The following is a 25,308-nucleotide window of genomic DNA, read 5'->3' on the forward strand; positions in this document are numbered from 1 at the left end:
CCGTCCGTCAGTTAACACTCACTAACCAGGACAGTAAACGATGATTAACTGAAAGTCCACGGCGGATGCGTGGATCGCCAGGCGCGCGTCCGGAGCCACCCGATCGCTCGGAAATCTGCGGATCCGCGGATTCTCGCTCGACATCGGAGGACGAGACTCAGCGCTGCTCGACGACCAGCTTTCGGAAGCGGCTGCCCTGGAACACGATGGGCGCGACGTCGGAGTGCACCTCGAGACCGTGCACGCGCAGCAGGACGATGGCGTGATCACCCGCCGGCAGCTCCTGCTCGATCGTGGCGTCGAGCCACGAGGACGCGCCGTCGATGAAGATGGCCCCGTCGGGCGTCGTCTCCAGCGTCAGACCAGCGAACCGGTCACCCGTCTTCGCCGCGAGGCTGCGCGCGGCCACGTCGTGGGCCTCGCCGAGAACGCTGATGCCGATGTGCGTCGCGTCGCGGAACTTGGGCCACGTGGTCGACGTGTTCTGGATGCACACCGCGACCAGCGGCGGGTCGAGGGAGACCGACACGAAACTGCTCGCGGCCAGACCGACCGGCACGTCGCCGATGCGAGCCGCGATGGCGACGACCCCACTCGGGAAGGTGCCGTATGCCTGACGGAGGGTCGCCTGGTCGAGCTCGGAGGATGCGGTCTGACTCATGGAACCCCACGGTAGGGCCGCGCGCCATCCGCCGCCACCATCGCGGGCCCGGCACTGGGCAAGGTCACAGCCCCTGGATTCGGATCACGCCGAGCCCAACGGCGGGCCTCACTCGCAGCGGACGATCGGCACCGGGTCGTAGCGCACCGTGCGCGTGTTCCGCGAGATCTCCGCACCCGTCGCCGCGTCGCGGATGATCCGGGTGTCGCTGGTGGTGAAGCCGGGCGCTCCGCTCGACGCGACACATTGGTCTCCGCGCGGCAGCCGGACGGTGTCCGGCGTGGTGGGTCGGCTGCGGGAGCCGGTGATCGACTCCACCTCGACGGTCTTGGTGCCCCACAACCGCACGGTGACGGAGGATCCGTCGGCGAACGACTCGACGACCACACCCGTCGACGCCGGGTTCCGGAACTGCAGATCGATCGCGCCCTCGAAGACCGTCGCCTCGCGGGCCTCGGGGTAGCGGCTGATGTAGTAGCTGTGTTCGGTGTGATCGACGTCGTCCATGCCGCCGAAGTAGCCGGCGTTGTACAGGGTGGTGGCGAACTGGCTGATGCCTCCGCCAACGGCGCGATCGGGTCGGCCGTTGTCGATGATGCCCGACTCGACGAACCCCTGCGCCGTCCCGCGGGGGCCGGTGTAGCCGTTGAGTGAGAACGTCTCCCCCGGCTTCACCACAGCGCCGTTCACGATGTCCGCCGTGAGACCGATGTTGACGCCCGACGCGTACTCGAACCCGCCGGTCGTGTACTCGCTGATCACTTCCCGGATTCCGAGAGCGTTCGCCGCGTCCGTGGTCAGTGCCGCCGGACGCGGTCCGTACTGCGCGACGGTGGTGCGCGCGTCACCGGACGCCGCCAGCAGGTCCGGCAGGGTGGCCAGTGTCTCCGGCCAGCGCACCTCGGTGCCGTCGACGGACGGAACCACCACGGGTCGGCCCCCGGAGAAGTCGAAGCGCGCGTCGACGGGCCGGGTCTCGGTGGCCGCCAGCCCGGGCGCGAGGATGCCGATCGCGGCATTCGTGTCGTACACCGGTCGCAGACCGCCGTCGTCGTCCGGTTCGAAGCTCAGGACCTCGCCGACGCGATCGGGTGCGAGCGTCGTCGTCGCACCGTCCTCGCCGGTCACGATCACCGGCGCCGACACCGCGGGCGTCGCCACGTCCTGGATCGCCGCGTCGATCGCGGCAGCGTCGACCTCGACGTCCTCGACGACGACGGGGAGCTCCACCGGACCGCCCTCGGCCCAGTCGGTGCGGAACGCGGAGGCCGCACCCGGTACGTCGAGCGTGCGTCCGGGAACGGGTCCGACGGCGCGGGGCACGCCGGCCTCGATGACCACGTCGCCCTCCACCGCGGGGCGGTCGACCTGCGGGGACAACGATCCGACGGCGGCGGTGAGTGCCGCGTCGTCGACAGTGGACACGACACCGATCTCGCGGGTGCCGAAGAACGACGCGAGCCTGGTGAACGGGGAGAGAGGCTGGTCGCCGGCACGATCGAGGGTTGCTGCCCAGTCGATTCCGAGACCGGCCGCGGCCGGGGTGAGGGTGGCGGCGACATCGTCCGCGCGCACGTCCACCGGGGCGTCGGTGCGCGGACCCAGGGCGTCGCGGAGCCGGTTGTCCGCCTCCGCCACACTGCGGCCGCCGACCTCGACGCCCGCGACGGTCACGCCGCGGGGGATGTCACCGGTGGAGGTGAACCAGTCGGCGGCGTACAGGAGCGCGGCCACGGCGACGACGCCGCCGGCCGCGGACAGCGCGATCGTGCGCCGGCGGGTGGAGCGCGTGCCCTCGGGGGCGGTCCGGTGCTCGTGCTGCGCCGGTACGTCCTCGGTCACCCGGCTCCCTTCCGTCGTGCTGAACAGGCGCGTTCGCCCTCTGCTCGAGCCTACCCACTGGGGTCGGAGCCCGACTCCTCACGAAGACGGCTCCGCACCGCTGCCGGGTCGGGGGTCAGGCAGCGATGCGGAGCCATGAGGAGTATCGCCGGACGACCGCACTCGTTACAACTCGAATCAGACCGAACGTCCCGGATCTGTCAGGAGTCCCAATCGACCCGTTCCGCCATGGCCAGAAGTCGTGACCGCCGCGAAGGACTGCTTTCGCCGATCCAGGCGATCTGCCCGTACACCGAGGCGCGGAAGTCCGGTACACCTGCACGATTCTGGGCAGCGGCACCGGTACGAACACTGTTGTGGAGCAGCGCGCGGAGTGCGTCGTAGCGGTCACGGGGCGCCGCGGCACTCTCGTTCACCACCAGCCCGGCCAGCGTCTGCCGACGGTGAGCACGCGCGACGTGAGTCTTGTCACCGTTCACCACGAAGCCCTCGTCGCGCACGATGCGGTCGAGCGCCCAGAGGAGCGTGCCCACATCGGTGTCCGACGGGCCCGACAGCGCCAGGTCGTCGGCGTAGCGGGTGTAGACGAGCCCACGGGCGCGGGCGAGACCCGCGACGCGACGGTCGAGTCCGCGGGCCACCAGATTGGCGAGCGCGGGCGAGGTCGGTGCCCCCTGCGGGAGGTGCGGGACGCGCAGCAGTGCCGCCTGAGTCCGGGGCAGACCGGCGACCTCGTCGACCGGCATCGCGGTGGTGCAGATGCCGGCGAGAACCGACGCCACCCGGTACGGGTACCCGCAGGCCTCGAAGACGGCGCGCACGCGCGGCCTCGTCACCGTCGGGAAGAAGTCCGCGAGATCGACCCGGACGACGACGTCCCGGCCCTCGTGCGGGCGCGCGAAGGTCACGGCACTCCGACCGGCCCGGAAACCGTGAGCGGCTGGATGCGGCACCACGTGATCGAGGACGCGGTGGAGCACGCGCCGCTGCATCTCGCGCAGTCTCGGCTTGGGAATCTCCAGGATGCGCGTCCCGCCGCGACTCTTGGCCACCTCACGAGCCCGGTAGTGGCGCAGCGGCGGAGCCGCCCGACGCAACCAGCCGCCGACGTCGGCGAACCAGTCGAGTTCGGAGACGGTGACGTCCAGGGACGCGGCGAGCTCGGCGGTCGTCGCGAACGCGGGAACCCCGAAGCGCACCGCCGGAGTGGGACGGACGGGCGGCGCGGGGAGGACGAACGGATCACCGGGATACCCGATGACCTCGAGGAGTTCGGCGGCGACCTCCGTCGAATCGGGTGCATGGTTGCGCCGCTCGAGGAGCCTGGTGATGAGGGTCTCGACGTCCGCGACGTGCTCGAACCGGGCCAGCACCTCACCGAGCTCGGTGCTGTTCCACGCGATGTCGACCAGGCGCGGTGCGATCATCCGCGCCGTGCGGTGATGCCAGAACGACTCGGACATCAGCGAGCTGTGGTCCGGGGACGTGCGGCGGGGCGAGGCGACCTGAGACTCTCGTCGTCGTCGCGCTCCAGCACGCGGAGCGTGCCGAGGTGCGTCGGACGCAGTGCCCGATTCCGTGAATGTTCCCGAGGGTTGCCCTCGAGGAGGGTCGCGCAGGACCCACTCTCGCCTCGCCACCGCTGCACCCCGCCACTGTGCCAGACGCAGACCGCTCGGTCCGGGAAACGGCAGAGGACCCGGCCACCCCTCGCAGCCGGGTCCTCGTGTTCGGTACGGGAGGCTCAGGCCTCCACGATGGCCGTGATGCCCTGCCCACCGGCGGCACAGATGGAGATGAGTCCGCGGCCGGAACCCTTCTGCGCCAACATCTTCGCGAGCGTGGCCACGACGCGTCCGCCGGTCGCCGCGAACGGGTGACCCGCGGCCAGCGAGGAGCCGTTCACGTTCAGCTTGCTGCGATCGATCGATCCCAGCGCACCGTCGAGACCCAGACGCTCCTTGCAGTACTCGTCGCTCTCGAAGGCCTGCAGCGTCGCGAGCACCACGGAGGCGAAGGCCTCGTGGATCTCGTAGTAGTCGAAGTCCTGCAGCGTCAGGCCGTTGCGCTCGAGCAGACGCGGGATGGCGTACGTCGGCGCCATGAGCAGGCCGTCCTTGTACGAGCCGTTGCCGTGGATGTAGTCCACGGCCGCGAACTCCGAGTCGACGAGGTGCGCGAGCACCGGCAGGTTGTGCTGCGCGGCCCACTCGTCGGTGGACAGCAGCACGGAGGACGCGCCGTCGGTGAGCGGCGTCGAGTTGCCGGCCGTCATCGTGGCGTCGCCCAGCGAGGTGCCGAACACGGGCTTCAGCTTGGCCAGCTTCTCGGCCGTGGAGTCCGGACGCAGGTTGTCGTCGCGGGTCAGACCGAGGTACGGGGTGACCAGGTCGTCGAAGAAGCCACTGTCGTAGGCCTTCGCCATGTTCTGGTGGCTGGCCGCGGCGAGGGCGTCCTGGTCCTCGCGGCGCACGCCGAACTCCTTGGCCGTGACGGCGGCGTGCTCGCCCATCGACATGCCGGTGCGGGGCTCGCCGTTCTTCGGGATCTCGATCCCCAGCATCGACGGGCGGACGCCCGCGAGCAGCTTGAGGCGGTCGGCGGTGCTCTTCGCCCGGTTGAGCGTGAGCAGGAACTCGCGCAGCTCGTTGTTGACGCTGATGGGCGCGTCGGACGTGGTGTCGACACCGCTGCCGATTCCCACGTCGATCCGGCCCGACGCGATGGCATCGCCGACGGCGATGACCGTCTGCATGCTCGTGCCGCAGGCCTGCTGTAGGTCGAACGCCGGGGTGTACGGGCTCAGCGCGCTGCCCAGGACGACCTCGCGGGTGAGGTTGAAGTCGCGGCTGTGCTTGAGCACCGCACCACCGGCCACGAGGCCGAGCCGCTCACCCTGCAGGTTGAAGCGGGAGACGAGACCGTCGACGGCCGCCGTCAACATGTCCTGGTTCGAGGCGTTGGCGTACACCTTGTTCGAGCGCGCGAACGGTATTCTGTTTCCACCGAGGATCGCGACGGGGCGCTTCTCTTTGCTGGTCATCGAACGATTCTCCCTGTGCGCAGATGGCGCGGCCACAGTCGGGGCCGCTTCGTCGTGGACTCTATTCTTACTCACGAGTAAGTTACTTGTCGATACCGTTCGACATACCCGACACGAAGGTAGGAACATGGCAGCCACCAAGGGAGCCCCTGACCTCTACTCGCAGTTCCTCTCCTCTGCTCCCGGCGCGTTTCTCGCCAAGCAGGCGGGACTGCCGAAGCCGGAGACTCTGCGTCGCTACCAGCCGGGTGAGCCTCCGCTCGCCGGCCCGGTCCTGATCGGCGGCAGCGGTCGCCTCGTCGAGCCGCTGCGCGTGCTGCTCTCGGACTACCCCGCCGCGAGCCCGCACGACGACAAGCTGGGCGGCCTCGTGTTCGACGCCACCGGCATCGAGAACATCGAGCAGCTCGAGCAGCTGTACCAGTTCTTCCAGCCCGCGGTCCGCAACCTCGGACCGTCGAGCCGCGTCGTCGTCCTCGGCACCACGCCCGAGGAGACCGGCGACATCGAGGAGCACATCGCTCAGCGCGCCCTGGAGGGCTTCACCCGCAGCGTCGGCAAGGAACTGCGCCGCGGCGGCACCGCGCAGCTGGTCTACGTCTCCCCCGACGCCGCGCCGGACCTGTCCGGTGTCGAGTCCACCCTGCGCTTCCTCCTCTCGGCCAAGTCCGCGTTCGTGTCCGGCCAGGTCATCGCCGTCGGCAAGGACGGGTCCACGGCTCCCGCCTCGTGGGACCGGCCGCTCGAAGGCAAGGTCGCTCTGGTCACCGGCGCCGCCCGTGGCATCGGCGCCACCATCGCCGAGGTTCTCTCACGCGACGGCGCGCACGTCATCTGCGCCGACATCCCCGCGGCCGGCGAGGCCCTCTCGCAGACAGCCAACAAGGTCGGCGGCACGTCGCTGGCACTCGACGTCACGGCTCCCGACGCCGCCGAGGTGCTCGAGAAGCACGTGAAGGAGCGCCACAGCGGCGGCCTCGACATCGTCGTCCACAACGCCGGCATCACGCGCGACAAGCTCCTCGCCAACATGGACGACGGCCGGTGGAACTCCGTCATCGGCGTCAACCTCGCAGCGCCGCACCGCCTCACCACCGCTCTGGTGACGTCCGGCACGCTGAACGACGGCGGCCGCGTGATCGACGTGTCCTCCATCGCGGGCATCGCTGGCAACCGCGGCCAGACCAACTACGGCACGTCCAAGGCCGGCGTCATCGGCCTGGTGCACGCCGAGGCGCCCGAACTGGCGAAGAAGGACATCACCATCAACGCGGTGGCGCCCGGCTTCATCGAGACGGCCATGACCGCGGCCATTCCGTTCGCCACTCGCGAGGCCGGCCGCCGGATGAGCTCGCTGCTGCAGGGCGGCCAGACCGTCGACGTCGCGGAGACCATCGCGTACTTCGCGAGCCCGGCCTCCAACGCTGTCACCGGTCAGGTCGTCCGCGTGTGCGGCCAGTCCCTGATCGGAGCGTGAGCGACGTGGCCACGGTGATCCCGCTCGACGGCCCGCCGAGGATCCGCGACATCTACACCCGCGCGGCTCTCGACTCGCTGCCGATCATCGGCGGCGGGAAGCGCACGCCGACGGCACCGGACGCGACGTACACCCTCGGCGGAATCCGGATCGATCGGGACAACCTCGCGACGTACGCCAAGGTGACCGGCCTCCGTCTCAGCGACACCCTGCCGCTGACGTACCCCTTCACCCTGGTGTTCCCCACCGTGATGTCCCTCATGGTGTCCAAGGACTTCCCGTTCGCGGCCATGGGATCGGTGCACGCGGAGAACGTGATCGAGAGCTTCCGCCCCATCGGGACCTCGGAGCCGCTCGACATCGCGGTGCACGCGGAGAACGTCCGCGAGCACCGGAAGGGACTGCTCGTCGACGTCGTCAGCGACGTGTCGGTGGGCCGAGAGCTGGTGTGGCGTCAGACGTCCACCTTCCTCAGCCTGCAGAAGACGTCGCTGTCCGGTGGACCTCGCGAGGCACCGCCGGCCGACGAGGTCCCGCCGCCGCCCACCTCGACTCTGCGGGTGGACCAGAAGACCATCTCGCGCTACGCGGCGGTGAGTGGTGACCGCAACCCGATCCACGTCTCGTCGCTGGGCGCCAAGGCCTTCGGCTTCCCGCGCACCATTGCTCACGGGATGTGGAGTGCGGCGGCCGTACTCAGCGCCGTCGACGGCAAGATCCAGGACCGTGTCACGTACTCGGTGCGCTTCGGCAAGCCGATCGTGTTGCCCGCCAAGATCAACGTGTACGCCGAGCGGGTGGGCACGGGCGTCGGGCCGGGGCAGTGGGACGTGGCGCTGAAGCACCCGAAGAAGGGCTACCCGTTCCTGACGGGCACCCTGCGCTGATCGTCGTGGCGGGGGCTGCGTCTCGCGGTCCCCGCCCTCACGGCGTCAGGCCCGAAGCCCCCGCCACGCGAGGCTCTCGAGAAGGTCGACCGCCTGGTGCACGTCGATCTCGCCGCCGGCGACCCTGTCGGCCACGGCCTCGCCGGCACCGACCAGGGCGACGGCCATCAGTCCGAAGTTGTGTTCCGGCCGCGGGTCCTTGGTGCTCATCTCGAGCAGCGACGCGGTGAGGCTGATCAACCGATCGCGGCTGCTCTGCACCTGACCGGCGAAGGCCTGCTGGCCGATCGCCTGCCGGTAGAGCACCATCCACGACGAGCGGTGCTCGTCCACGAACGTGAGGAACCCGAGCAATGCCTTGCGCAACTGCTCGCGGGGAGTGAGCGTCGGGTCCGCCGCGGGAGTCATCGCAGCGACGAACTCGAGGCCCTCCCGATGGATGCACGCGGCGAAGAGTTCGTCCTTGCTGCCGTAGTACAGATACAGCATGGGTTTCGAGATCTCGGCCCGTGCGGCGATGGAGTCCATCGACGTGCTGTGAAAGCCGTTCTCGGAGAACACCTCGATGGCGGCGTCGAGCATCTGCTGCTCACGGACGGCGCGCGGCAACCGCTTGGTTCCGCCTGCCATGCGTCCTCCCCGGAGCTGTCCGCCGTACGACCTCCCGACTCTACGTCACCGTCCGCGGGACGAGTCAGGCGCAGCCGAGGGCTCCCTTGGCCGTGAGGACGGTCCGGGCCGCGTCGTCCACGCGCGCATCGCTCAACTCCCCGGACGCCACGGCCGCCTCGAGACGGTCGAGGACGCTCGGCACCGCGTCGGTGGTGATCCAGAGGGCGACGTCGGCCCCGGCGACGAGGGCGGCCAGCGCCGCGTCCTCGATGCCCAGTCGCGACGTGATCGCCGCCATGCCGGACAGGTCGTCGGTGAAGATCGGGCCGGTGAACGGCGCCGCCCCGTAGCCGGTGCCGTCACGCAGCAGTGCCATCGCGGCGGGACTGATACTGGCGGGCACGCCCTCCGTCGTCAGGCCCGGAACGTCGAGGTGTCCGACCATGGCACCCACTCCGGTGGACACGAGATCGCGGAACGGAACCAGGTCGCGGGCCTGCAGTTCGGAGAGCGGCGGTGTCGTGACGGCGCCGGTGTGCGAGTCGCCCGATCCGGAGCCGTGCCCCGGGAAGTGCTTGATCACGGGCATCACCCCGGCGTCGCGGAGACCGCGCGCAGCAGCTCCGGCGTACGCGACGACGGTGGCGGGATCGTCCGAGTACGACCGGTCACCGATCACCGAGTCGTCGGGCTGGCTGCTGACGTCCACGTCGGGAGCGAAGTCGACGGTGATGCCGAGATCCTTCAGTCCACGTCCGCGCTCGAGCCACATCTCGTACGTCTGCTCGGGGGTCATCGTGGCGGCGGTCTCGCGTGCCGAGGGCACCGAACCGAGCAGGTCGGCTGCCCGCGACACCCGGCCGCCCTCCTCGTCGATCGTCACCATGACGGGCACGGTGGCGGCCGACTGCATGCGATCGACACCGCCGCCGGTGAGCATCGTCCTGTCGGTCCAGCTACCCACGAACACACCACCCACCTGCTCGGCGCCCACCACCGCCACGGCGTCGTCGGTCCCGGTGACCCCGACTGTCAACAGCTGGGCGAGCCGCTGCCGCAGCGTCATGGCGTCGATGGCGGTGGCGCACGCATCGGGCGTGGCCGCAGGCATCTCGGACGTCGACACGACCGCCGAGGGAGCCGAGGGCGATGCCGTGGCCGCACCGGTGGTGGTGGGTGCGGGAGCCGCCGCGTCCCCCGTCCCGCACGCCGTCGTGGCGATCGCGCACGTCGCGACCAGGGTCAGAACTCGGCGCAGGTACATACCCGAAACGTTATCGCGTGAGCCTCCCCGCAACCCGACCGCGACGGTAAGATCGTCAGCCACCGCCACAAGCCTGGAGGCTCTCATGTCGTGTGACGTCATGTTGATCGCGTACGACGGTTCGGACAATGCGCGCAGGGCGGTGGACTACGCCGGCAGATTCCTCCAGGCGAAACGCGCCATTGTGCTCACCGCGTGGGAACCGATGGTGCGACAGGCGGCCCGCATGTCCGGCCTGTCCGGAGTGATGGCGCCGGAGTGGCTGCCGGACGAGCAGACCGAGGACATCGCACTCGCCGACGCGAAGGTCACCAACAGCGAGGGCCTCGAGCTGGCCGTCCGCGCCGGCATCAACGCCGACGGGCGCTGCGAGGAGTCGCACTCCGCCATCTGGACCACCATCGTCGAGACGGCGGACGAGGTGAACGCCGACATCATCGTCACCGGGACGCGCGGCCGGACCGGTCTGCGGTCGCTGCTGCAGTCGTCCTGTGCCGATCTCGTGCTCAAGCACAGCCATCGCCCTGTACTGATCGTGCCGCCCGGCAGATGAGTGACGGGCACGCCGGAGGCCGGTCGAGGTGAACGGGCAGGCCGGAGGCCGGTCGAGGTGAACGGGCAGGCCGGAGGCCGGTCGAAGTGATAGGTTCTGCTCGTGAAATCCGCAGCGATCAGTGCCGTCATCGGCGTCGTGCTGGGAGTGGCCGTGGTGTTCGGCGCCACTGCCGCCGCCTCGTCCAACACCCGCCCCGAGGTCGATCGTTCCGGTAACGCCGAGTCCTCCCTCCTCAACCAGGTCGAGTACGGCAGCCGCTGACGTCCGATGCTCCCGTCACCGCGCCCGTAGGGGCCCGGTGGCGTTTCTTCTCCGCGGTCGGTGCGCTGGTCCTGGCGTTCCTGCAGGCTCCCGGCCTGACCGTCGCCGACACCAAGTACGACCTGACGCAGAACCCGCTGGGGTTCCTCTCGCGTGCGTCCCATCTGTGGACGTCCGACGCCACCTTCGGCCAGGTACAGAACCAGGCGTACGGCTACTTCTTCCCGCACGGGTCGTTCTTCGCCCTCGGTGACGTGCTGGGGCTGCCCGGGTGGGTGACGCAGCGCCTGTGGTGGGCGGTGCTGATCTTTCTCGGGTTCTGGGGTGTCCTGCGGTTGTGCGAGGCCCTCGGGGTCGGGAGCCGCGGGTCGCGGGTGGTGGGTGCGCTCGCGTTCGTCCTCGCTCCGCGGGTGATCACCACCCTGGGGTCGATCAGTTCCGAGTCACTGCCGATGATGCTGGCGCCATGGGTACTGATCCCCCTGGTCCGCGTCTTCTCCGGCCGCTCCGTGAGCATTCCGCGCGCCGCCGCGTGTTCGGCGCTGGCCGTCGCGGCGATGGGTGCCGTGAACGCCGTGGCGACGGCGGCAGCCACCCTCGTGGCGGTCGTGTGGTGGCTCGCGCACAGGCCGGACGCCCGGTGGCGCCGGTTCTCGCTGTGGTGGATCGGGTGTCTCGTCGCCGCGACGACGTGGTGGCTGGTTCCCCTCTTCATCCTGCGCGGCGTCAGTCCACCGTTCCTCGACTACATCGAGTCGGCCGGCACGACGACGCAGTGGGCCTCGCTGGTGGAGGTCCTGCGCGGCACGAGCAGCTGGACACCGTTCGTCTCGCCGGAACGCATCGCGGGCGCTGTGGTGGTGACACAACCCGCCGCGGTGATCGCCTCTGCCGTCGTGGCCGCGGCGGGAATGGCCGGGCTCTGCATGCGGTCGATGCCGGCACGCGGTCGGCTGACCCTGGTGCTGCTGATCGGGCTCGTGGGCATGACCGCCGGGTACGTCGGCGGACTGGCCTCCCCCGTCTCCGAGCAGGTGCGACTGTTCCTCGACACCTCCGGTGCGCCGCTGCGCAACATCCACAAGCTGGAACCGGTGATCCGACTGCCGTTGGCGCTGGGCCTCGCACAGTTGCTGGCGCAGGTGCCGCTGCCGGGTTCGGTGCCGTCGCCTCGCTGGCGTCGCGCGGCGTCGCACCCGGAACGGGAGCCCCTCGTCGCTTTCGCCGCACTCGTCCTGGTGGCACTCACCGTCTCGACCTCGCTGGCCTGGACCGGGCGGCTCGCGCCGCGGGGCGCGTACGAGGCCGTTCCGGCCGAATGGTCCGACGCGGCGGGCTGGTTGGCCGACCACGCGGGCACCGGAGCCGAGGAGTCCCGCGCGCTCGTCGTTCCCGGTGCGCCCCTGGCCGCTCAGCTGTGGGGGCTGACGCGGGACGAACCGTTGCAGGCGTTGGCGGCCTCGCCGTGGGCCGTCCGCGACGCGGTCCCGTTGGTGCCGCCCGGCGCGATCCGCGCCCTCGACTCGGTGCAGCGGCTTCTCGCGGACGGCAGACCGTCCGACGGGCTCGCCGACACGCTGGCATCGATGAACGTCCGCTACCTCGTGATGCGCAACGATCTCGACCCCGAGACGTCGCGTTCGACCCGGACCTCGCTGGCGCACCAGAGCATCGAGAACTCGCCCGGGCTCGAGCGGGTCGCGACCTTCGGCGACGACATCGGGCCCGGACGGGTGGACGGCATCGTCGCCGACTCCGACCTGCGCCCCACCTATCCCGCGATCGAGATCTTCGAGGCGACTCCCGGCACCCCCGCCGTCGCCGGCCCGTACACGGTGGTGGCCGACGACGTGCCCCGAGTGCAGGGCGGGCCCGAGGTCCTCGCTCGCCTGAACGAGCACCGCGAGCGCGGCGGCCTGGACCCGACTCCGGCGGGACCGGTACTTCTCGACGGCGACGCCCGGGCCGCCGGGCTCACGGTCGACGACGTCCTGGTGACGGACACCCCGATGAACCGCGAGGTGGACTTCGGCTCCGTCGACGATCACAGCAGCGCCCTGCGCACACCCGACGATCCCCGCCGCACACTCAATCTCGTGCCCGACTATCCGGTCGACGGTGCGCCGCTGGTCGAGGGCGCGTGGTCCGGTGCCCGGGTGTCCGTCTCCTCCTCGGCATCGGACGCCACCCAGTTCGGCGGCGCCTCGCCCGGCAACGGTCCGGCGGCGGCCGTCGACGGCGACGCCGCGACGAGTTGGGTGAGCAACGGCCTCGAGAGCTCGGTCGGTCAGTGGATCCAGCTCGACCTCGATCGCCCGGTGCAGTCCGGCCTGCTCGACTTCCGCACCAGCCCCGGCGCTCTGGGGTCACCGGTGAAATGGGTCGAGATCGAGACGGACAACGGGACCGCAGCCGCACGCATCACCGAACCGGGCGATCCGGTGACCGTCTCACTGCCCGCCGGCACGACGACGCGGATCCGGGTGACAGCCACCGAGACCGAGAACGGTTCGGTCGGAGCACAGTTCGGCGTCAGCGACCTTCGCCTCACCGATTACACGGATCCCGATGCGCCGACACCGGTGGTCGTCCGGCACCTCACGGAGATGCCGGCTCCGGCCGACGGCGTCACGGTGGCGGGATGGAACCTGGCACAGGAGCTTCCGGGCCGGACAGGCTGCGTCGACACGCCCGGTCGGGTGCGCTGCGCGGGTGGCGTGGCCGTCGAACCCGAGGAACTCGACAGTTTCCAGCGCACGCTCTCGGTTCCCAGTGGCACGGCGGTGACTCCCGAACTCTGGCTGCGCTCGCGTCAGTCGTCCGCGCTGGAGGATCTCCTGCAGGACGCCACACGTCCGCGGGCTCGGGGTGCGGCCGAGGTCACCGACGTCCGGGGGTCGACCTTCGCCCTCACGGACGGCGACGACCGCACGTCCTGGACCGCGAGCCAGGACTCGATCGAGGGCCGGGCCGGAACGTATCCCACCGTCACTCTCGAACTGCCGCAAACCGTTTCGGTCGACGGGCTCGACATCGCCCAGAGCCTCGGCGCACTGCCGTCTCATCCGACCAGGATCGCCGTGAACCTCGGGACCGGCCCCCAGGTCCGCGACGTCGACGCGGACGGCGACACCAGAGTGTCCCTCGAACCGGCGGTGACCGACCGGATCACCGTCTCGCTGCTGGAATGGGACGACGTACTCGACCGCACGGCACTGGGATTCGACCAGGTACGGCCTCCCGGTCTGGCCGAGATCACGGTGCTCTCCGAATCCGAATCCGAATCCGGTACCGCGTCCGCGGGGGCGGCGTTCGATCCCGACCGCCCGATCGTGACGTCGTGCGCGACCGGCCCCACCCTGACCATCGCGGATCAGCTCGTCCGCACCGCCGTCTCGACGACGGCCGGGGCGTTGGCCACCGGCGCACCGATCCGTGCGTCTCTCTGCGAGGGCGATGTCCCCGTCGCGGCGAACGTCTCCAATCCTGTTCCGCTTCCCTCGGGTTCGCAGTCCGTGTCGGTGGACCCGGGCGACGCCTTCGTCGTCGACAGCGTCGTGCTGCGCACGGCACCGCTCGCTGCGTTCCCCCACACCGGCCCCACCCCCGTGGCGGTCACCGCGGACGAGTGGACCGCCGACACCCGCCGCGTCGTCGTGGCCGGGTCCTCGACTCAGCGCATTCTCGTGGTGCCCGAGAGCACCAACCCGGGATGGGTGGCCACGCGCCCGGACGGAGAGGTGCTCGCCCCGGTGATCGTGAACGGGTGGCAGCAAGGGTGGATTCTCCCCGCAGGCCTCTCGGGCGAGGTGACCCTGACGTTCCCCGCCGACACCTGGTACCGCACGGCGATCGTCGCGGGCCTGGCGCTTCTCGCGGCTCTGGCCGTGATGACGATGCGGCGCCGCCCGTCGGACCCCGCGACGGCACCGACACCCACCTGGCAACCCGCCCTCGTCGGCCACGCGGGGCTGTTCGCCGCCGTGTGGGTCATCGGTGGGCTCGCCGCACTCGGCTGGCTGGCGGTTCTCACCGTCGCGGTCGCCGCCGTCGACCATCGCTGGGGAGCCCGTGTCCGCGGTCGTGTGCTCGTCGCGATCGCGGGGCTCGGACTCAGTGTCGCCGGGGCGATGCTGTCGACCGGCCCCTGGCGTGATCCCGACGGCTACGTCGGCCACTCGGCCGTCATTCAGCTCGCAGCGCTGGCATCCGTCGGCGCCGTGGCGCTCGCGGCGCTTCCCTCGTTCGCCCGGATCCGGTCGGCCCTGCGCGCTTCCCGTCGACGCAGTGCGACACGGACCGGCTCCTCCACCAGCGCGTAGCTCGCCGCGGCGACCGGCAGCGTCAACACGACCGTGGCACCGGCGACGAGGAGGAACTGCCCGCCGAACGGGGACACCCCCAGCACGGGGAACACCACGGCCAGCACCGCGAGGTGCCAGATGAAGATGCCGTAGGACCACCGGCCGATCATCAGCGCGAACGGACCCGACAGCCACCGGGTACGGACACCCGTTCCGACGGCCAGGGGCGCGATGAGACAGAACGCGACGACGGCGCCCAAGGCCACCTTGACCGCGAACTGCCATGCCGCCGGCGTCGTCAGGTCCTGTGCGCCCGCGATCGGTGTCGACGACGCCGCGAAGGCCGCCGCCGCGATGCCGGTGAGCAACCATCGTCGGCTCGCGATCCGGACGACCAGCGGGACAGCGGGCAGGTCGGAGACCGGTCGGGACTGAGCGGGCAGGTCGGAGACCGGTCGGGTCTCGCGTATCGCCAGCTCGGCAGCAGCCTCGGCCACCACCATCCCGGCCGCGAACCACGCCAGGTAGCCGGGCAGCCAGTTCTCGATGTTCACGCCGTCCGCGGTGGAGATCGGGAGAAAGGTCCACCCGAGCGACAGGGCGGACACCCCGACCAGCACCGGCGTGCGCAGACGGGCTCGAGGTCCGCGGAGCGCGGCCATGGCGACCCCGATGAAGGGGAGCAGCAGATAGAACGCCACCTCGACGGACAGCGACCACATCTGGGTCATGCCCTGCGTCAACGTCAACGGGACGAACACCTGCACGAGGGTCAGGTTGGCGATCCACACCCGGACGCCACCACCCGCACCCGGCAGCAGGGCCAGCACGACGACGACCACGAGCCAGTAGGCGGGCAGGATGCGTGCCGCGCGGTGCACCAGATAGGTACGGACGGACGGCCTCGGCCGCGAGCCGCGCGCGGCGGCCGCGTGGGGTCGCCACAGCAGGAACCCCGAGAGCGCGAAGAACACGGCCACCGCGAGATCGAGACGGCCGAGCAGCGGGCCCACGAGGGGTGTGCCCGTCGATCCCGTCTGGAACGCGACGTGGGTCAGCAGCACGCCGACGGCCGCGAGACCGCGCATCCCCTCGAGCGCGGGCACGAATCCGCCGATGCGCGGATCGACGCGGGCCTTCTCTGCAGTGGTCATCGTCAGGAGAGTCTGCCGCATCGCACCCGAACTCGGAGCGGCTCAATACGTTAGTGTTCGACCCATCACGGCCGGTATGCACTGACAAGTGCACATGCACAAAGGGGACCTCCAGTATGGCGAACAGATCCACACCGACGCGTGTGATCCCGCCGATCCTCATCGGGCTCGGAGCATTCTTCCTGGTCATCGCGATCCTGATCCCGCTGTACACGGTCGGGCGCCTCGAGAAGACGCCGCTGGACCTCGAGATCACCAGCGTGTCCACCGGCACCGGGTCGGTGCTCGATTCGCGTTCGCTCACAGCGGGTTCCGCCGTCGTGGATCAGAACGTCCCCCTGATCTCCCAGCGCTTCGTCACCACGGAGGAGCCGTCGAACTCCGACGTCATCACCGTGCAGGCCGGCTCGTCGCTGCGACGCACCGATCGACAGGGCGACACCGGTCTGCTCACCGCGACCGTCGACCGCGTGAGCCTGGACCGCGTGTCCTCCATGCCGGTCGACCCGGTCGGATCCATCCAGAGCCAGGCCGACAAGCCGGCCGAGGAAGTGCCGCACACCGGACTGCAGTACAAGTTCCCGTTCGACTCGCAGAAGCAGACCTACCCCTTCTTCGACACCGTGGCCCGCGAGAGCTACGACATGACCTTCGTCGAGGAGACGCAGATCGAGGGCGTCACGGTCTACCACTACACGCAGACCATTCCCGCGGTGGACCTGTCCGCCGTCGTCCCCTCGCCGGCCAACAAGCTCGCTCTCCCCGCGAGCACGTGGGGCGTCGACGGCGGCGCCACGCCGATCACGATGACGCGGTACTACGAGAACACCCGGGACATCTACGTCGAGCCCGTCACCGGCGTCATCGTCAAGGGCCAGGAGGACGTGCACCAGTACTACGCACGCCGCGCCGGAACTCCCGAGGTGGACGTCGTCAAGGCCGTCATCGGCTTCGACGACAACACCGTCACCTACCAGCTCGGTCGCGCACAGGACGGCAAGGACCAGATCGCCCTGATCGGCCGCACCGTGCCGATCGTCGCCGGCGTTCTGGGCGTCATCCTCCTGGCAGTCGGCATCGTGCTGCTCCTGCGCGGCGGCCGCACCACCCGCGGAACACGTCCGGTGGCCGACGGACCCACGACCGGACCTCGTACCTCCGGCGCCGGTTCACCCGCACCGGACCACGACTGGACGACGGACCGTACCGAGGAGATCCCCCGCACCAACCTCCGCAAGGACTGACGTCTCCGGCCTTCAGGTCAGGGAAGTAGCAGCGTCACTCCTGCAGACTCACCGAGGGCGTCCAGCGCGAGCTGGGCGTCCTCGAGTCGTCTGCGGCCTCCGATCATCGATTCCACGGCGGCGTGCGGGAGAGTGCGCAACAGTTCGGGGTACTCGTGGGCGGCCAGCCCGTGGCTGCCGAGCACGTCGATCTCTCGCGCGATCACCACGTCCATCGACACGTGCCCGCCGCCCGGAAGCAACCCGATCTGCACGTGCCGACCGCGCCGTCGCAGACCCCGGATCGCCTCGTCCGCCAACCCGGCATGCCCGGAGCACTCCAGCGCGACGTGCATGTCGTCGACCGGCGTCTGCACCGTCCGAGCTGCTCCCAGTCGGCGCGCCAGGTCCAGCGCCGAGGTGGAGCGATCCACTGCCGTCACCTCCGCGCCGGCCCCGGACGCGATGATCACCGCGGACAGGCCGAGCCCACCGCACCCGTAGACGGCGACGCGCTCGCCTGCCACCACGCGGGCGCGGCGATGAACCGCCCGCCATGCGGTCGCGTACCGGCATCCCAGAGTGGCCGCCACGTCGAACGACACCTCGTCCGGCAACGCGATCAGGTTGGTCGAGGCATACCGGACGGCGACGAACTCGGCGTACGACCCGTCGTGTGTGAACCCGGGCTGTTCCTGACGGGGACACACCTGGTGGTCGCCGGCAGCGCACGTCGGACACGACCCACACGCACACACGAAGGGGGTGGTGACGCGACGACCGATCCAGTCGCGGTCGACGTCCGCACCCACGGCGACGACCGTTCCCGCGAACTCGTGGCCCGGAACGAACGGCAGTCGCACGTCCCCGTCGTGTCCCTGCCAGGCATGCCAGTCACTCCGGCACACCCCGGTGGCGGCCACCCGGATCACCGCACCGTCGGGAGCCGCGTCGGGACGGTCGATCTCCCGCACGGTTCCCGGTCGGCCGAACTCCTCGATCACCAGTGCACGCATGCACCGACACTACTTTTCGCACGGCCGGCCTCCGGCCTGCCCGCTGGCCAGCCACCCGGCTAGGCAGGCTCCGCCACCGTGTTGGTCACCGACCCGATGCGCTCGACCTCGAGGCGCACCACGTCGCCCGGCCGCACCCAGCGGTCGAGTTCCATCCCGCACCCCGACGGCAAGGTCCCCGAGGTCAGCAGCTCGCCGGGGCCGATGCTCTCGGACCTGCTGGCGTAGGCGAGTCCGTCCACCAACGACCACCGGCCGCCTCGTGTCGACGTCTCCGACCACACCTCGCCGTTGACGGTGACGGTGCCGCGCAGATCGGTCAGGTGCGGCAGGACCTCGTCCGCGGTGACCACCTCGGCACTCATGGAACTCCCGAACGTCTTGGTCTTCACGACGGGTCCGAAGGGACCGTTGCGCTGCTCGTCCCACTGCACGTCGCGCGCGCTGAAGTCGTTGAACACCACGAAGCCGCCGATCGCCGCTTCCGCTTCGGCCGTCGAGGCGCTGACGACGGGCCGGACCACCAGGGCGCCGAACTCGAGTTCGAAGTCCAACAGCTCGGTGTACGCGGGCCACGACATGGGGTCGCCGTCGCCGACGACGGAGAGGTGATTGCCCGTGTAGTAGATCGGGTGCTCGACTGCCGCGGCGCCCGGCCGTAGAGGCGGGAACGGCTTCCGCGCGATCGCCTGGAACGCCTTCGCCAGTGGCACGACGGCGGGCAGGTTGCGCCGCACCATCTGCTCGGCCGCCTGGTGCCAGTGCTGGTCCCACCCCGCGAAGCAGCGAAGCGATCGCGGCTCGAACGGCAGGGAGGCGAAGGACGTCGACGCAGTGGCGGTCCCGGCGGTGACGGCCCGGTCCACGAGATCGCGCGCCACGTCGCGAGCACGCTCACCGGCACCGAGGAACTCGACGATTCCGCCCGGAAGTTCCTCTCCACCAGCAGCTCTCAGATCGACCCACGTTCCCGTGGTCTCGTGCAGCACGTCGATCCCCGTCATGCCCCTACGCAGCCTCACGGACCCACCCCCCGGATTCGGTCATCCACCGATCCAAGCACACGGACACGCCCGAGCGCGCTGGTCGAGACCACAACAGATGCGACCGCAGCGCATGCCGCGGCCACGACGACGAGCTCCGTCGCGCTGTCGACGATCGTCAGCACGAGGACGGCCTCGACCAGCAGCACGGTCCACGCCGCCAGCGCCGAGCGCGTGTCGCCGCGGGCCACGGCCGCCAGGAGACCGCACTGCACCACGGCCAACAGCGCGCCCTGCGCGGCGAACAGCCACAGCAGGTACTGCACCGGCGCGTAGTCCGCGCCCATCACCAGCGGAACGATCGGCCCGACGATCGCGGCACCCACAACCACGACGGATCCGACGCCGAGCAGCACCAGCAGGGCGGTGCGGACCGCCGACGCCGACCGACGCGGATCCGCCATCCTCGGGTACAGCACCACGCCGACCGACTGCGGGAGCCAGAAGGCGGCCTTCGCGGCGACGGCGCCGAGCGCGTAGACACCCGCGGCCTCCGGGTCGAGGACGCGTCGGGCCAGCAGGAGGTCGACCGAGGACAACGCGACGATCACGAGTTGGACCTGCGATGCGGCGAGCACGTCACGCCAGGTCCCGGCCGCGGCGGGCCGGTCGTGCTCGTCCGTCTGCTCGGCGCGGTCGACGACGATGCGCGCGGCCAGCGCCATGACCGCGGTCCCCACCGCACCGGCGACCAGGGCTGGTCCCACACCTCCGCCCAGCACCAGGGCGGCCACGGCGGGCGCCACCTTCGCCAGGCCGCTCGCCGCGAGCACACCGCCGAGGGCACCGAAGCGCGAGTCTCCCTGCAACAGGCCCTGTTCCGTGGCCAGCAGCACGAGGAACGGCGCCGTCACGACGGCCGCCGCCGTGGTCACGACGTCGGTGTGGAGCAGAGCCGCCACGACGGGAGTCGCGACGACGGCGAGACCGGCGACGACCACGGCGTACAGGTGTCCGAGCCTGCGGGAGGCAGCCACCGAACGACCGCGCACCCGGTCACGCGCCACGACGGTCTGCAACGCCAGCGCCGGCACCGCGAGTACCAGCTGGGCGGCGAGCAGCGACGCGAAGACCCCGTAGCCCTGCGGCCCGAGCACACGCCCGGCCGGGAGGTGCAGCAGATACGAGGCGATGTTCGCCGCCATCGACCCCGCCGTCACGATGCTCACCCCGGCCACCACGGTGGAGGTGCGCGCAGGGATCATGCCCTCATGATCGCAGGGTCGAGCAGGACAGCCGGGGCGTGGTCCCTCGCCTGGTCCGTCGTGCTCACCGGTGTCGTCCTCGGCCCGCTCCTGCGTGTGCTGCTTCCGGGTGGCGGCCACCTACTGCTGCGTGACGCGGTGTCGACGCCCCGGTCGTATCTCACCGACTCGGCCCTGGGCCTGTCCGACTCGGCAGCGCGGGCGGTTCCCCAGGACGCCGTCGTCGCGGTCGCCACCACGGTCGTCGACGGCGGTGTACTGGTCGTCGGACTGCTCTCTCTCGCTCTGATCGCCGCCGGGTGGGGCGCCGCGCAGATGACGGCGCGGGTGCTCGGCGGCGCCTCGACCGGCCCCCGTCTGGTGGCCGCCACGGTGGCCGGGTGGAACCCCTATGTGGCCGAACGTCTGCTGCAAGGGCACTGGAGCCTGCTCGTCGGCTACGCGGCTCTCCCCTGGACGGTCGTCGCGACCATGACGCTCCGCGACCGCGGTGACCTGCGGTCCGCTGCGCCCCTCGTGCTGTGTCTCGGCATCGCCGGGCTGACCCCGACAGGCGTGCTGCTCTGCGCTGTTCTCGCCGTGGTGGTCCTGGCCGCACCGGGAGGGGCACGCCGCGTACGGCGGCTCGTCGTCGTGGCTGTCACCACGGTGATCGTGTCGCTGCCCTGGCTGGTGGCCACCGCCGTGTCCGGGGCCGGCACCGGCGCCGATCCGGCGGGTGTCGCGGCCTTCGCGGCGCGGGCCGAGCCCGGACTCGGGACGATCGGAGCGCTCGCCGGTCTGGGCGGCATCTGGAACGCGGACGCGGTTCCCGGCAGCCGAACCAGCCTGTTCGCCGTCGTCGGCACCGCCGTGCTGCTCGGCCTGGCCGCCGCCGGACTCCCCCGTCTGCGCCGGACCGCATCGCCCGTGGTCGCGACGCTCCTGCTCACCGGCGCCGTGTCCGTGGTGCTCGTCGCCCTCGCCGCCACCCCGATCGGGCTCGACGTCGGCCGATGGGCCGCCGAGTCGGTACCCGGTGCCGGGCTGTTCCGGGACGGTCAGAAATGGGTCGCCCTGTGGATGCCGGCACTCGCCCTGAGTGCAGGCGCCGCGGTCGATCGACCCGGTCGCGGCGGGACACGTCCCCGGCTCGCAGCCGTGTCCGCCGCCGCCGCGCTGCTCGTCGTCCTGCCCGATCTGGCATGGGGGGTGCACGGCGCGCTGCGTCCGGTCGACTACCCCGCCGGGTGGTCCTCGGTGATCGACGGTGTCGGACCGTCCGACGCTCTCGTGGCCGTCCTGCCGACAGGTACCTTCCGCCGGTTCGACTGGTCGGGCGAGGCACCGGTCCTCGATCCCGCTCCGAGGCTGCTGGACGCCGACGTGCTCGGCACCGGAGATCTCCCGGTGGGCGGGACGGTCGTCCGGGGAGAGAACACCGTCGCGGGGCGAGTCGAAGGCCTGCTCCTGGCCGGTGCCCCGGCGAGCGACCTCGCCGCACTCGGAGTCGGGTGGATCCTGGTCGAGAGGTCGGCGGGCGAGAGCGGGAACTCCGCACGCACCCTCGCGGGCCTGGAACCCGCGTACGCGGACGCCGATCTCACGCTGTACTCACTCGCTGATCCGGCACCTCGTCCACGCTCGGATCGCCTGCCGGCGATCGTCGCTCATCTGCTGTGGGCGGCCGCCGTCCTGATCGCGGCGTTCGTCACCGTCACGAGAGCGCGTCGCACCCGGACTCGCTGATTCCGGACCGACCGGCCTCCGGCCTACCCGCGACCAGCCCGGACACCGCTCGGCCGTGTACTCGCTCGCGCAGCACCGACTCCACCGCTCGCGCGCACCACGTCCACGAGAACTCCCGGGTCCGCAGCCGCGCCTTCTCCCCGAGCTGCCGACGGAGATCACCGTCATCCAGCAGGGTCCGCACCGCGTCGGTCAGTTCGTCGACGTCGGAGTCGCGGCTGAGCCACTCGTCGCCCACCAGGACGCCGGTGACACCGTCCACCACGGAATCGGTCAGCCCCCGAGAATGCCGGTAGCCGACGGTGGGGACACCGTGCTGAGCTGCCTCGACGACGGCGAGTCCCCACCCCTCCTTCCGGGACGGGAGCACGTGGATCCACGACTGGGACAGGATCTGGTGCTTACGGGTCTCGGACACGTGACCGTGGAAGGTCACGGCGTCGGCCACGCCACGCGCACGGGCGTGGTCGCGCAGGTTGTCGTCCCACCACCCACCGCCGATGACGTCGAGGCGCAGGGCGGGCGTCGCATCGCGCAGCGCAGCGACGACGTCGATTGCGTCCTCGATCTGCTTGTGCGGGACGAGACGGGACAGGACGGCCAGCGTCGGGGCGTCCGCACGCGTGTCCGGATCGCCCACCGTGACGGAACCGGGAATGTCGTCGACACCGTTGCGGACGACGGCCACCCTCTCGCGGTCCACGCCGAGGGCGATCAACTCGTCCGCCGAGGGAAGCGACACCGTCAGGTACTGCGAGCGTCGATGGACCCGCGGCGACAGCCTGGACTCGATCCACCATCCCAGCCGCGCCATGACCGCACCGGCCACCGGCCATTGTTCGCGGTGACAATGGTGGACCAGCACGGTGACGGGAGCCGCCGTCACGAGTCGTGCGAAGAACGGGATGCCGTTCTGCGTGTCGATCACCGCGTCGGGCTTCAGTCCCGCCAGGGGACCGAATCCGAGCCGCCCGGCGAGGAGCGCTCCGAGTGCTCGCGGATAGACCGTCAGGCGCCCGCCGCCGCGGCTGATGCGTACACCGTCGATCGTGTCCGACGCTGGTGCGCCGGGGTAACCGGCCGTGCGCAGCGTGACCTTGATGCCTCGCGACGCCAGCCCTGCACCCACGTGCTCGAGGTAGCGCTCGCTACCACCGCCCTGTGGATGGCCGCTGTCACGCCAACAGAGCAGCAGCACCTCACGTAACTCCGTCATCTGCTGTCACCCCCGTGGCAGTCTTTCATTCGTTCGAACGACACAGAATGGCTGTTTCGGCCCCGAAAAACCGGTAAGTTTCCTTTTAGGGTCGGGAAAACCCACTGCAGTGAGGCTCATGTCATGACGTCCGGGTTGATCGATGGCAACACTCTCGACGGCGTATCTTCCACCACTCTGTACACGCTCCACAATCGAGCCGCCTTCGCCGACGGCCCCGACAAGGTCATCGACGACCCGATGGCGCTGCGCGTCCGCGACGCCATCGAGTACGACTGGTCCAAGTTCGGAACCCCCGTGGCCGCCGCGGCGTTGCGCGCCCGCACCTTCGACTCCGCGGTGAGTGCGTACCTCGCCTCGCGGCCCCACGCCTCCGTCGTCGCGCTGGGCGAGGGACTGCAGACGGCGTACTGGCGACTCGGGCGGCCGGACACCACGTGGTACTCCGTGGACCTCGAACCGGTCATGGAGCTTCGTGCCCGCGTCCTGCCGCGCGAGGACCGGATCGTTCCCGTCGCGGCCTCCGCGTTCGATCTGACCTGGGCCGACGGCATCGACCCCGAGCCGGGCGTCTTCGTCTCCGCAGAGGGACTGCTGATGTACTTCGACGAACCCACCGCGATGGATCTGATCACCCGGTGCGCCGAGCTCTTCCCCGGTGGCGGCATGATCTTCGACTCCATTCCCGAGTGGTTGTCTCGCAAGACCGTCGCAGGGGTCAAGCTGACCGAGCGCTACACGATGCCGGCCATGCCCTTCAGTATGACGTCGAGCCGTGGGCGTTCGCTCGCCGACGAGATTCCGGGCGTCGCCTCGGCGACCGATGTCCTGTTCCCAGCACACAAGGGCGCGTGGAAGTTCAACTCCATGCCGCTGGTGGCCGACAGCGCGCTCTTCCGCAACCGACGCACCTCCGTCACGGTGCTGCGCTTCGCCGCCTGACCCGCGGGCCGTGAGCCCGGCGAGCCAGGTCGACCGGGCGCTACAGTCTCCACTCGTGCCCTCGTCTCCCGTCACCGCCGGACTCGCTCGACGGGCCACCCTTCGACGGTCACTCTCGCTCGTGTCGGACTTCCGGTTCGAGCAGTCCGATCCCGCGCGCTTCTACGGGGCGCTGGCTCGCGACACAGCGATGCTGATCGACGACCTGTGGACCGGGGCCACCGGAACGACTCTCGACGGACTGACGGTGCTCGACGTCGGCGGCGGACCCGGCTACTTCGCCGACGCCTTCGCGGACGCGGGTGCCCACTACGTCTCCGTGGAACCGGACGCCTCGGAGATGCACGCCGCGGGGCTCGACGCCCGCGGGTCCGTCCGAGGATCCGGTACCGCGCTGCCCGTCCGCTCGGACAGCGTCGACATCTGCCTCTCCTCCAACGTCGCGGAGCATGTCCGCCACCCGTGGATCATGGCCGAGGAGATGCTGCGCGTGACGCGGCCCGGCGGACTGGTGGTGTTGTCCTACACCATGTGGTGGGGCCCGTTCGGCGGGCACGAGACCGGACCGTGGCACGTGTTCGGCGGCGAGCGCGCCGCTCGCCGCTACGCGCGCGTGCACGGCGCCGAACCGAAGAACCGTTTCGGACTGTCACTGTTCCCGATCCGCGCCTCGCACGGATTACGCTGGGCTGCAGAGACTTCGGGCGGCGAACTCCTCGCGGCCTTCCCGCGGTACCACCCCCGCTGGGCGTGGTGGTGTGTCCGCGTCCCCGGATTTCGCGAGCTGGCGGTGAGCAACCTCGTGGTCGTGCTCCGCGCGCACTCCGCCGCCGACCGCGGACTCGGGACCACGCTCGCCCGTTAGGGTGGCGTG

The 25,308-nt window shown here is 70.5% G+C and carries 19 protein-coding genes and 1 pseudogene; 9 read left to right on the plus strand and 11 right to left on the minus strand.

Going from position 1 to position 25,308, the window contains the following annotated elements; translation table 11 throughout:
- Positions 1-157 precede the first annotated feature (157 nt).
- The 4 genes from HQ306_RS14385 to HQ306_RS14400 form a co-directional block, all read right to left on the minus strand.
- Positions 158-661 carry a flavin reductase family protein gene (locus HQ306_RS14385; protein ID WP_222632155.1) on the minus strand — a complete coding sequence of 168 codons (504 nt, stop codon included), beginning with the start codon at positions 659-661 and terminating at the stop codon, positions 158-160.
- 108 nt (positions 662-769) lie between these two features.
- Positions 770-2,503, minus strand: coding sequence for a VanW family protein (locus tag HQ306_RS14390; RefSeq protein ID WP_308115360.1), 1,734 nt, complete (start codon positions 2,501-2,503; stop codon positions 770-772).
- Between the two features lie 200 nt (positions 2,504-2,703).
- Entirely contained in the window at positions 2,704-3,966 is a 1,263-nt protein-coding gene (locus HQ306_RS14395; RefSeq protein WP_261769900.1) for a reverse transcriptase family protein, read from the minus strand.
- Between the two features lie 281 nt (positions 3,967-4,247).
- Positions 4,248-5,546 carry an acetyl-CoA C-acetyltransferase gene (locus tag HQ306_RS14400; RefSeq protein WP_056441321.1) on the minus strand — a complete coding sequence of 433 codons (1,299 nt, stop codon included), beginning with the start codon at positions 5,544-5,546 and terminating at the stop codon, positions 4,248-4,250.
- Between the two features lie 127 nt (positions 5,547-5,673).
- Between HQ306_RS14400 and HQ306_RS14405 the strand changes: the two genes are divergently transcribed.
- Positions 5,674-7,023, plus strand: a complete 1,350-nt coding sequence (locus HQ306_RS14405) for a 3-oxoacyl-ACP reductase (RefSeq protein ID WP_222632157.1) — start codon at positions 5,674-5,676, stop codon at positions 7,021-7,023.
- 5 nt (positions 7,024-7,028) lie between these two features.
- Positions 7,029-7,910: a MaoC/PaaZ C-terminal domain-containing protein gene (locus HQ306_RS14410; protein WP_051613473.1), complete on the plus strand. Its 882-nt coding sequence runs from the start codon at positions 7,029-7,031 to the stop codon at positions 7,908-7,910.
- Positions 7,911-7,955: 45 nt separating this feature from the next.
- Here HQ306_RS14410 and HQ306_RS14415 read toward each other — a convergent pair whose 3' ends face one another.
- Positions 7,956-8,540: a TetR/AcrR family transcriptional regulator gene (locus tag HQ306_RS14415; protein ID WP_027506190.1), complete on the minus strand. Its 585-nt coding sequence runs from the start codon at positions 8,538-8,540 to the stop codon at positions 7,956-7,958.
- A 64-nt stretch (positions 8,541-8,604) separates the two neighbouring features.
- The gene (locus HQ306_RS14420) at positions 8,605-9,786 is read right to left on the minus strand and encodes a glycoside hydrolase family 3 N-terminal domain-containing protein (RefSeq protein WP_222632159.1); all 1,182 of its coding nucleotides are present in this window, start codon (positions 9,784-9,786) and stop codon (positions 8,605-8,607) included.
- A gap of 85 nt (positions 9,787-9,871) precedes the next feature.
- On the opposite strand from HQ306_RS14420, the gene HQ306_RS14425 reads away from it, so the two are divergent.
- The 3 genes from HQ306_RS14425 to HQ306_RS22620 all read left to right on the plus strand — a co-directional run bounded on the left by HQ306_RS14425 (position 9,872) and on the right by HQ306_RS22620 (position 14,925).
- Positions 9,872-10,339, plus strand: coding sequence for a universal stress protein (locus HQ306_RS14425; RefSeq protein WP_027506188.1), 468 nt, complete (start codon positions 9,872-9,874; stop codon positions 10,337-10,339).
- Between the two features lie 102 nt (positions 10,340-10,441).
- The gene (locus HQ306_RS14430) at positions 10,442-10,603 is read left to right on the plus strand and encodes a DUF2613 domain-containing protein (protein WP_285186808.1); all 162 of its coding nucleotides are present in this window, start codon (positions 10,442-10,444) and stop codon (positions 10,601-10,603) included.
- Positions 10,600-14,925 (plus strand): alpha-(1->3)-arabinofuranosyltransferase, encoded by a 4,326-nt coding sequence (locus tag HQ306_RS22620; RefSeq protein WP_222632653.1) that lies wholly within the window; start codon positions 10,600-10,602, stop codon positions 14,923-14,925. Before HQ306_RS14430 ends, HQ306_RS22620 begins: the two co-directional genes overlap by 4 nt.
- A 17-nt stretch (positions 14,926-14,942) precedes the next feature.
- Here the strand turns inward: HQ306_RS22620 and HQ306_RS14440 are convergent.
- Positions 14,943-16,082: pseudogene (locus tag HQ306_RS14440) on the minus strand (acyltransferase family protein); the annotation flags it as partial.
- Positions 16,083-16,177: 95 nt separating this feature from the next.
- On the opposite strand from HQ306_RS14440, the gene HQ306_RS14445 reads away from it, so the two are divergent.
- Positions 16,178-17,305 carry a DUF3068 domain-containing protein gene (locus HQ306_RS14445; protein ID WP_056441268.1) on the plus strand — a complete coding sequence of 376 codons (1,128 nt, stop codon included), beginning with the start codon at positions 16,178-16,180 and terminating at the stop codon, positions 17,303-17,305.
- 17 nt (positions 17,306-17,322) lie between these two features.
- Here HQ306_RS14445 and HQ306_RS14450 read toward each other — a convergent pair whose 3' ends face one another.
- The 3 genes from HQ306_RS14450 to HQ306_RS14460 are packed head-to-tail and all read right to left on the minus strand — an operon-like array spanning position 17,323 to position 20,548.
- Complete coding sequence (locus HQ306_RS14450) at positions 17,323-18,300, minus strand: alcohol dehydrogenase catalytic domain-containing protein (protein WP_222632161.1); 978 nt, start codon at positions 18,298-18,300, stop codon at positions 17,323-17,325.
- A gap of 59 nt (positions 18,301-18,359) precedes the next feature.
- Positions 18,360-19,322 carry a fumarylacetoacetate hydrolase family protein gene (locus HQ306_RS14455; RefSeq protein WP_222632163.1) on the minus strand — a complete coding sequence of 321 codons (963 nt, stop codon included), beginning with the start codon at positions 19,320-19,322 and terminating at the stop codon, positions 18,360-18,362.
- Positions 19,319-20,548 carry a polysaccharide biosynthesis protein gene (locus HQ306_RS14460; protein WP_222632165.1) on the minus strand — a complete coding sequence of 410 codons (1,230 nt, stop codon included), beginning with the start codon at positions 20,546-20,548 and terminating at the stop codon, positions 19,319-19,321. Before HQ306_RS14460 ends, HQ306_RS14455 begins: the two co-directional genes overlap by 4 nt.
- A gap of 6 nt (positions 20,549-20,554) precedes the next feature.
- Between HQ306_RS14460 and HQ306_RS14465 the strand changes: the two genes are divergently transcribed.
- Entirely contained in the window at positions 20,555-22,276 is a 1,722-nt protein-coding gene (locus tag HQ306_RS14465) for a hypothetical protein (protein WP_222632167.1), read from the plus strand.
- On the opposite strand, the gene HQ306_RS14470 is transcribed toward HQ306_RS14465, so the two are convergent.
- Positions 22,245-23,492, minus strand: a complete 1,248-nt coding sequence (locus HQ306_RS14470; protein ID WP_222632169.1) for a glycosyltransferase family 4 protein — start codon at positions 23,490-23,492, stop codon at positions 22,245-22,247. The genes HQ306_RS14465 and HQ306_RS14470 overlap by 32 nt on opposite strands.
- A 123-nt stretch (positions 23,493-23,615) precedes the next feature.
- Between HQ306_RS14470 and HQ306_RS14475 the strand changes: the two genes are divergently transcribed.
- Together HQ306_RS14475 and HQ306_RS14480 are read left to right on the plus strand one after the other, a co-directional pair.
- A complete protein-coding gene (locus HQ306_RS14475; protein ID WP_222632177.1) occupies positions 23,616-24,434 on the plus strand; it encodes a class I SAM-dependent methyltransferase in 819 nt (272 codons plus the stop codon).
- Between the two features lie 55 nt (positions 24,435-24,489).
- Complete coding sequence (locus HQ306_RS14480) at positions 24,490-25,299, plus strand: class I SAM-dependent methyltransferase (protein ID WP_308115361.1); 810 nt, start codon at positions 24,490-24,492, stop codon at positions 25,297-25,299.
- Positions 25,300-25,308: the final 9 nt, after the last annotated feature.

The sequence above is a fragment of the Rhodococcus sp. BP-160 genome (genome assembly GCF_019836205.1).
In the GTDB taxonomy this organism is placed as follows: domain Bacteria; phylum Actinomycetota; class Actinomycetes; order Mycobacteriales; family Mycobacteriaceae; genus Rhodococcoides.

Coding starts and splice junctions, on each gene's coding strand:
- HQ306_RS14385 (WP_222632155.1), bottom strand. CDS start 661: ATGAGTCAGACCGCATCCTCCGAGCTCGACCAGGCGACCCTCCGTCAG.
- HQ306_RS14395 (WP_261769900.1), bottom strand. CDS start 3,966: ATGTCCGAGTCGTTCTGGCATCACCGCACGGCGCGGATGATCGCACCG.
- HQ306_RS14400 (WP_056441321.1), bottom strand. CDS start 5,546: ATGACCAGCAAAGAGAAGCGCCCCGTCGCGATCCTCGGTGGAAACAGA.
- HQ306_RS14405 (WP_222632157.1), top strand. CDS start 5,674: ATGGCAGCCACCAAGGGAGCCCCTGACCTCTACTCGCAGTTCCTCTCC.
- HQ306_RS14415 (WP_027506190.1), bottom strand. CDS start 8,540: ATGGCAGGCGGAACCAAGCGGTTGCCGCGCGCCGTCCGTGAGCAGCAG.
- HQ306_RS14420 (WP_222632159.1), bottom strand. CDS start 9,786: ATGTACCTGCGCCGAGTTCTGACCCTGGTCGCGACGTGCGCGATCGCC.
- HQ306_RS14425 (WP_027506188.1), top strand. CDS start 9,872: ATGTCGTGTGACGTCATGTTGATCGCGTACGACGGTTCGGACAATGCG.
- HQ306_RS14445 (WP_056441268.1), top strand. CDS start 16,178: ATGGCGAACAGATCCACACCGACGCGTGTGATCCCGCCGATCCTCATC.
- HQ306_RS14450 (WP_222632161.1), bottom strand. CDS start 18,300: ATGCGTGCACTGGTGATCGAGGAGTTCGGCCGACCGGGAACCGTGCGG.
- HQ306_RS14460 (WP_222632165.1), bottom strand. CDS start 20,548: ATGATCCCTGCGCGCACCTCCACCGTGGTGGCCGGGGTGAGCATCGTG.
- HQ306_RS14465 (WP_222632167.1), top strand. CDS start 20,555: ATGATCGCAGGGTCGAGCAGGACAGCCGGGGCGTGGTCCCTCGCCTGG.
- HQ306_RS14470 (WP_222632169.1), bottom strand. CDS start 23,492: ATGACGGAGTTACGTGAGGTGCTGCTGCTCTGTTGGCGTGACAGCGGC.
- HQ306_RS14475 (WP_222632177.1), top strand. CDS start 23,616: ATGACGTCCGGGTTGATCGATGGCAACACTCTCGACGGCGTATCTTCC.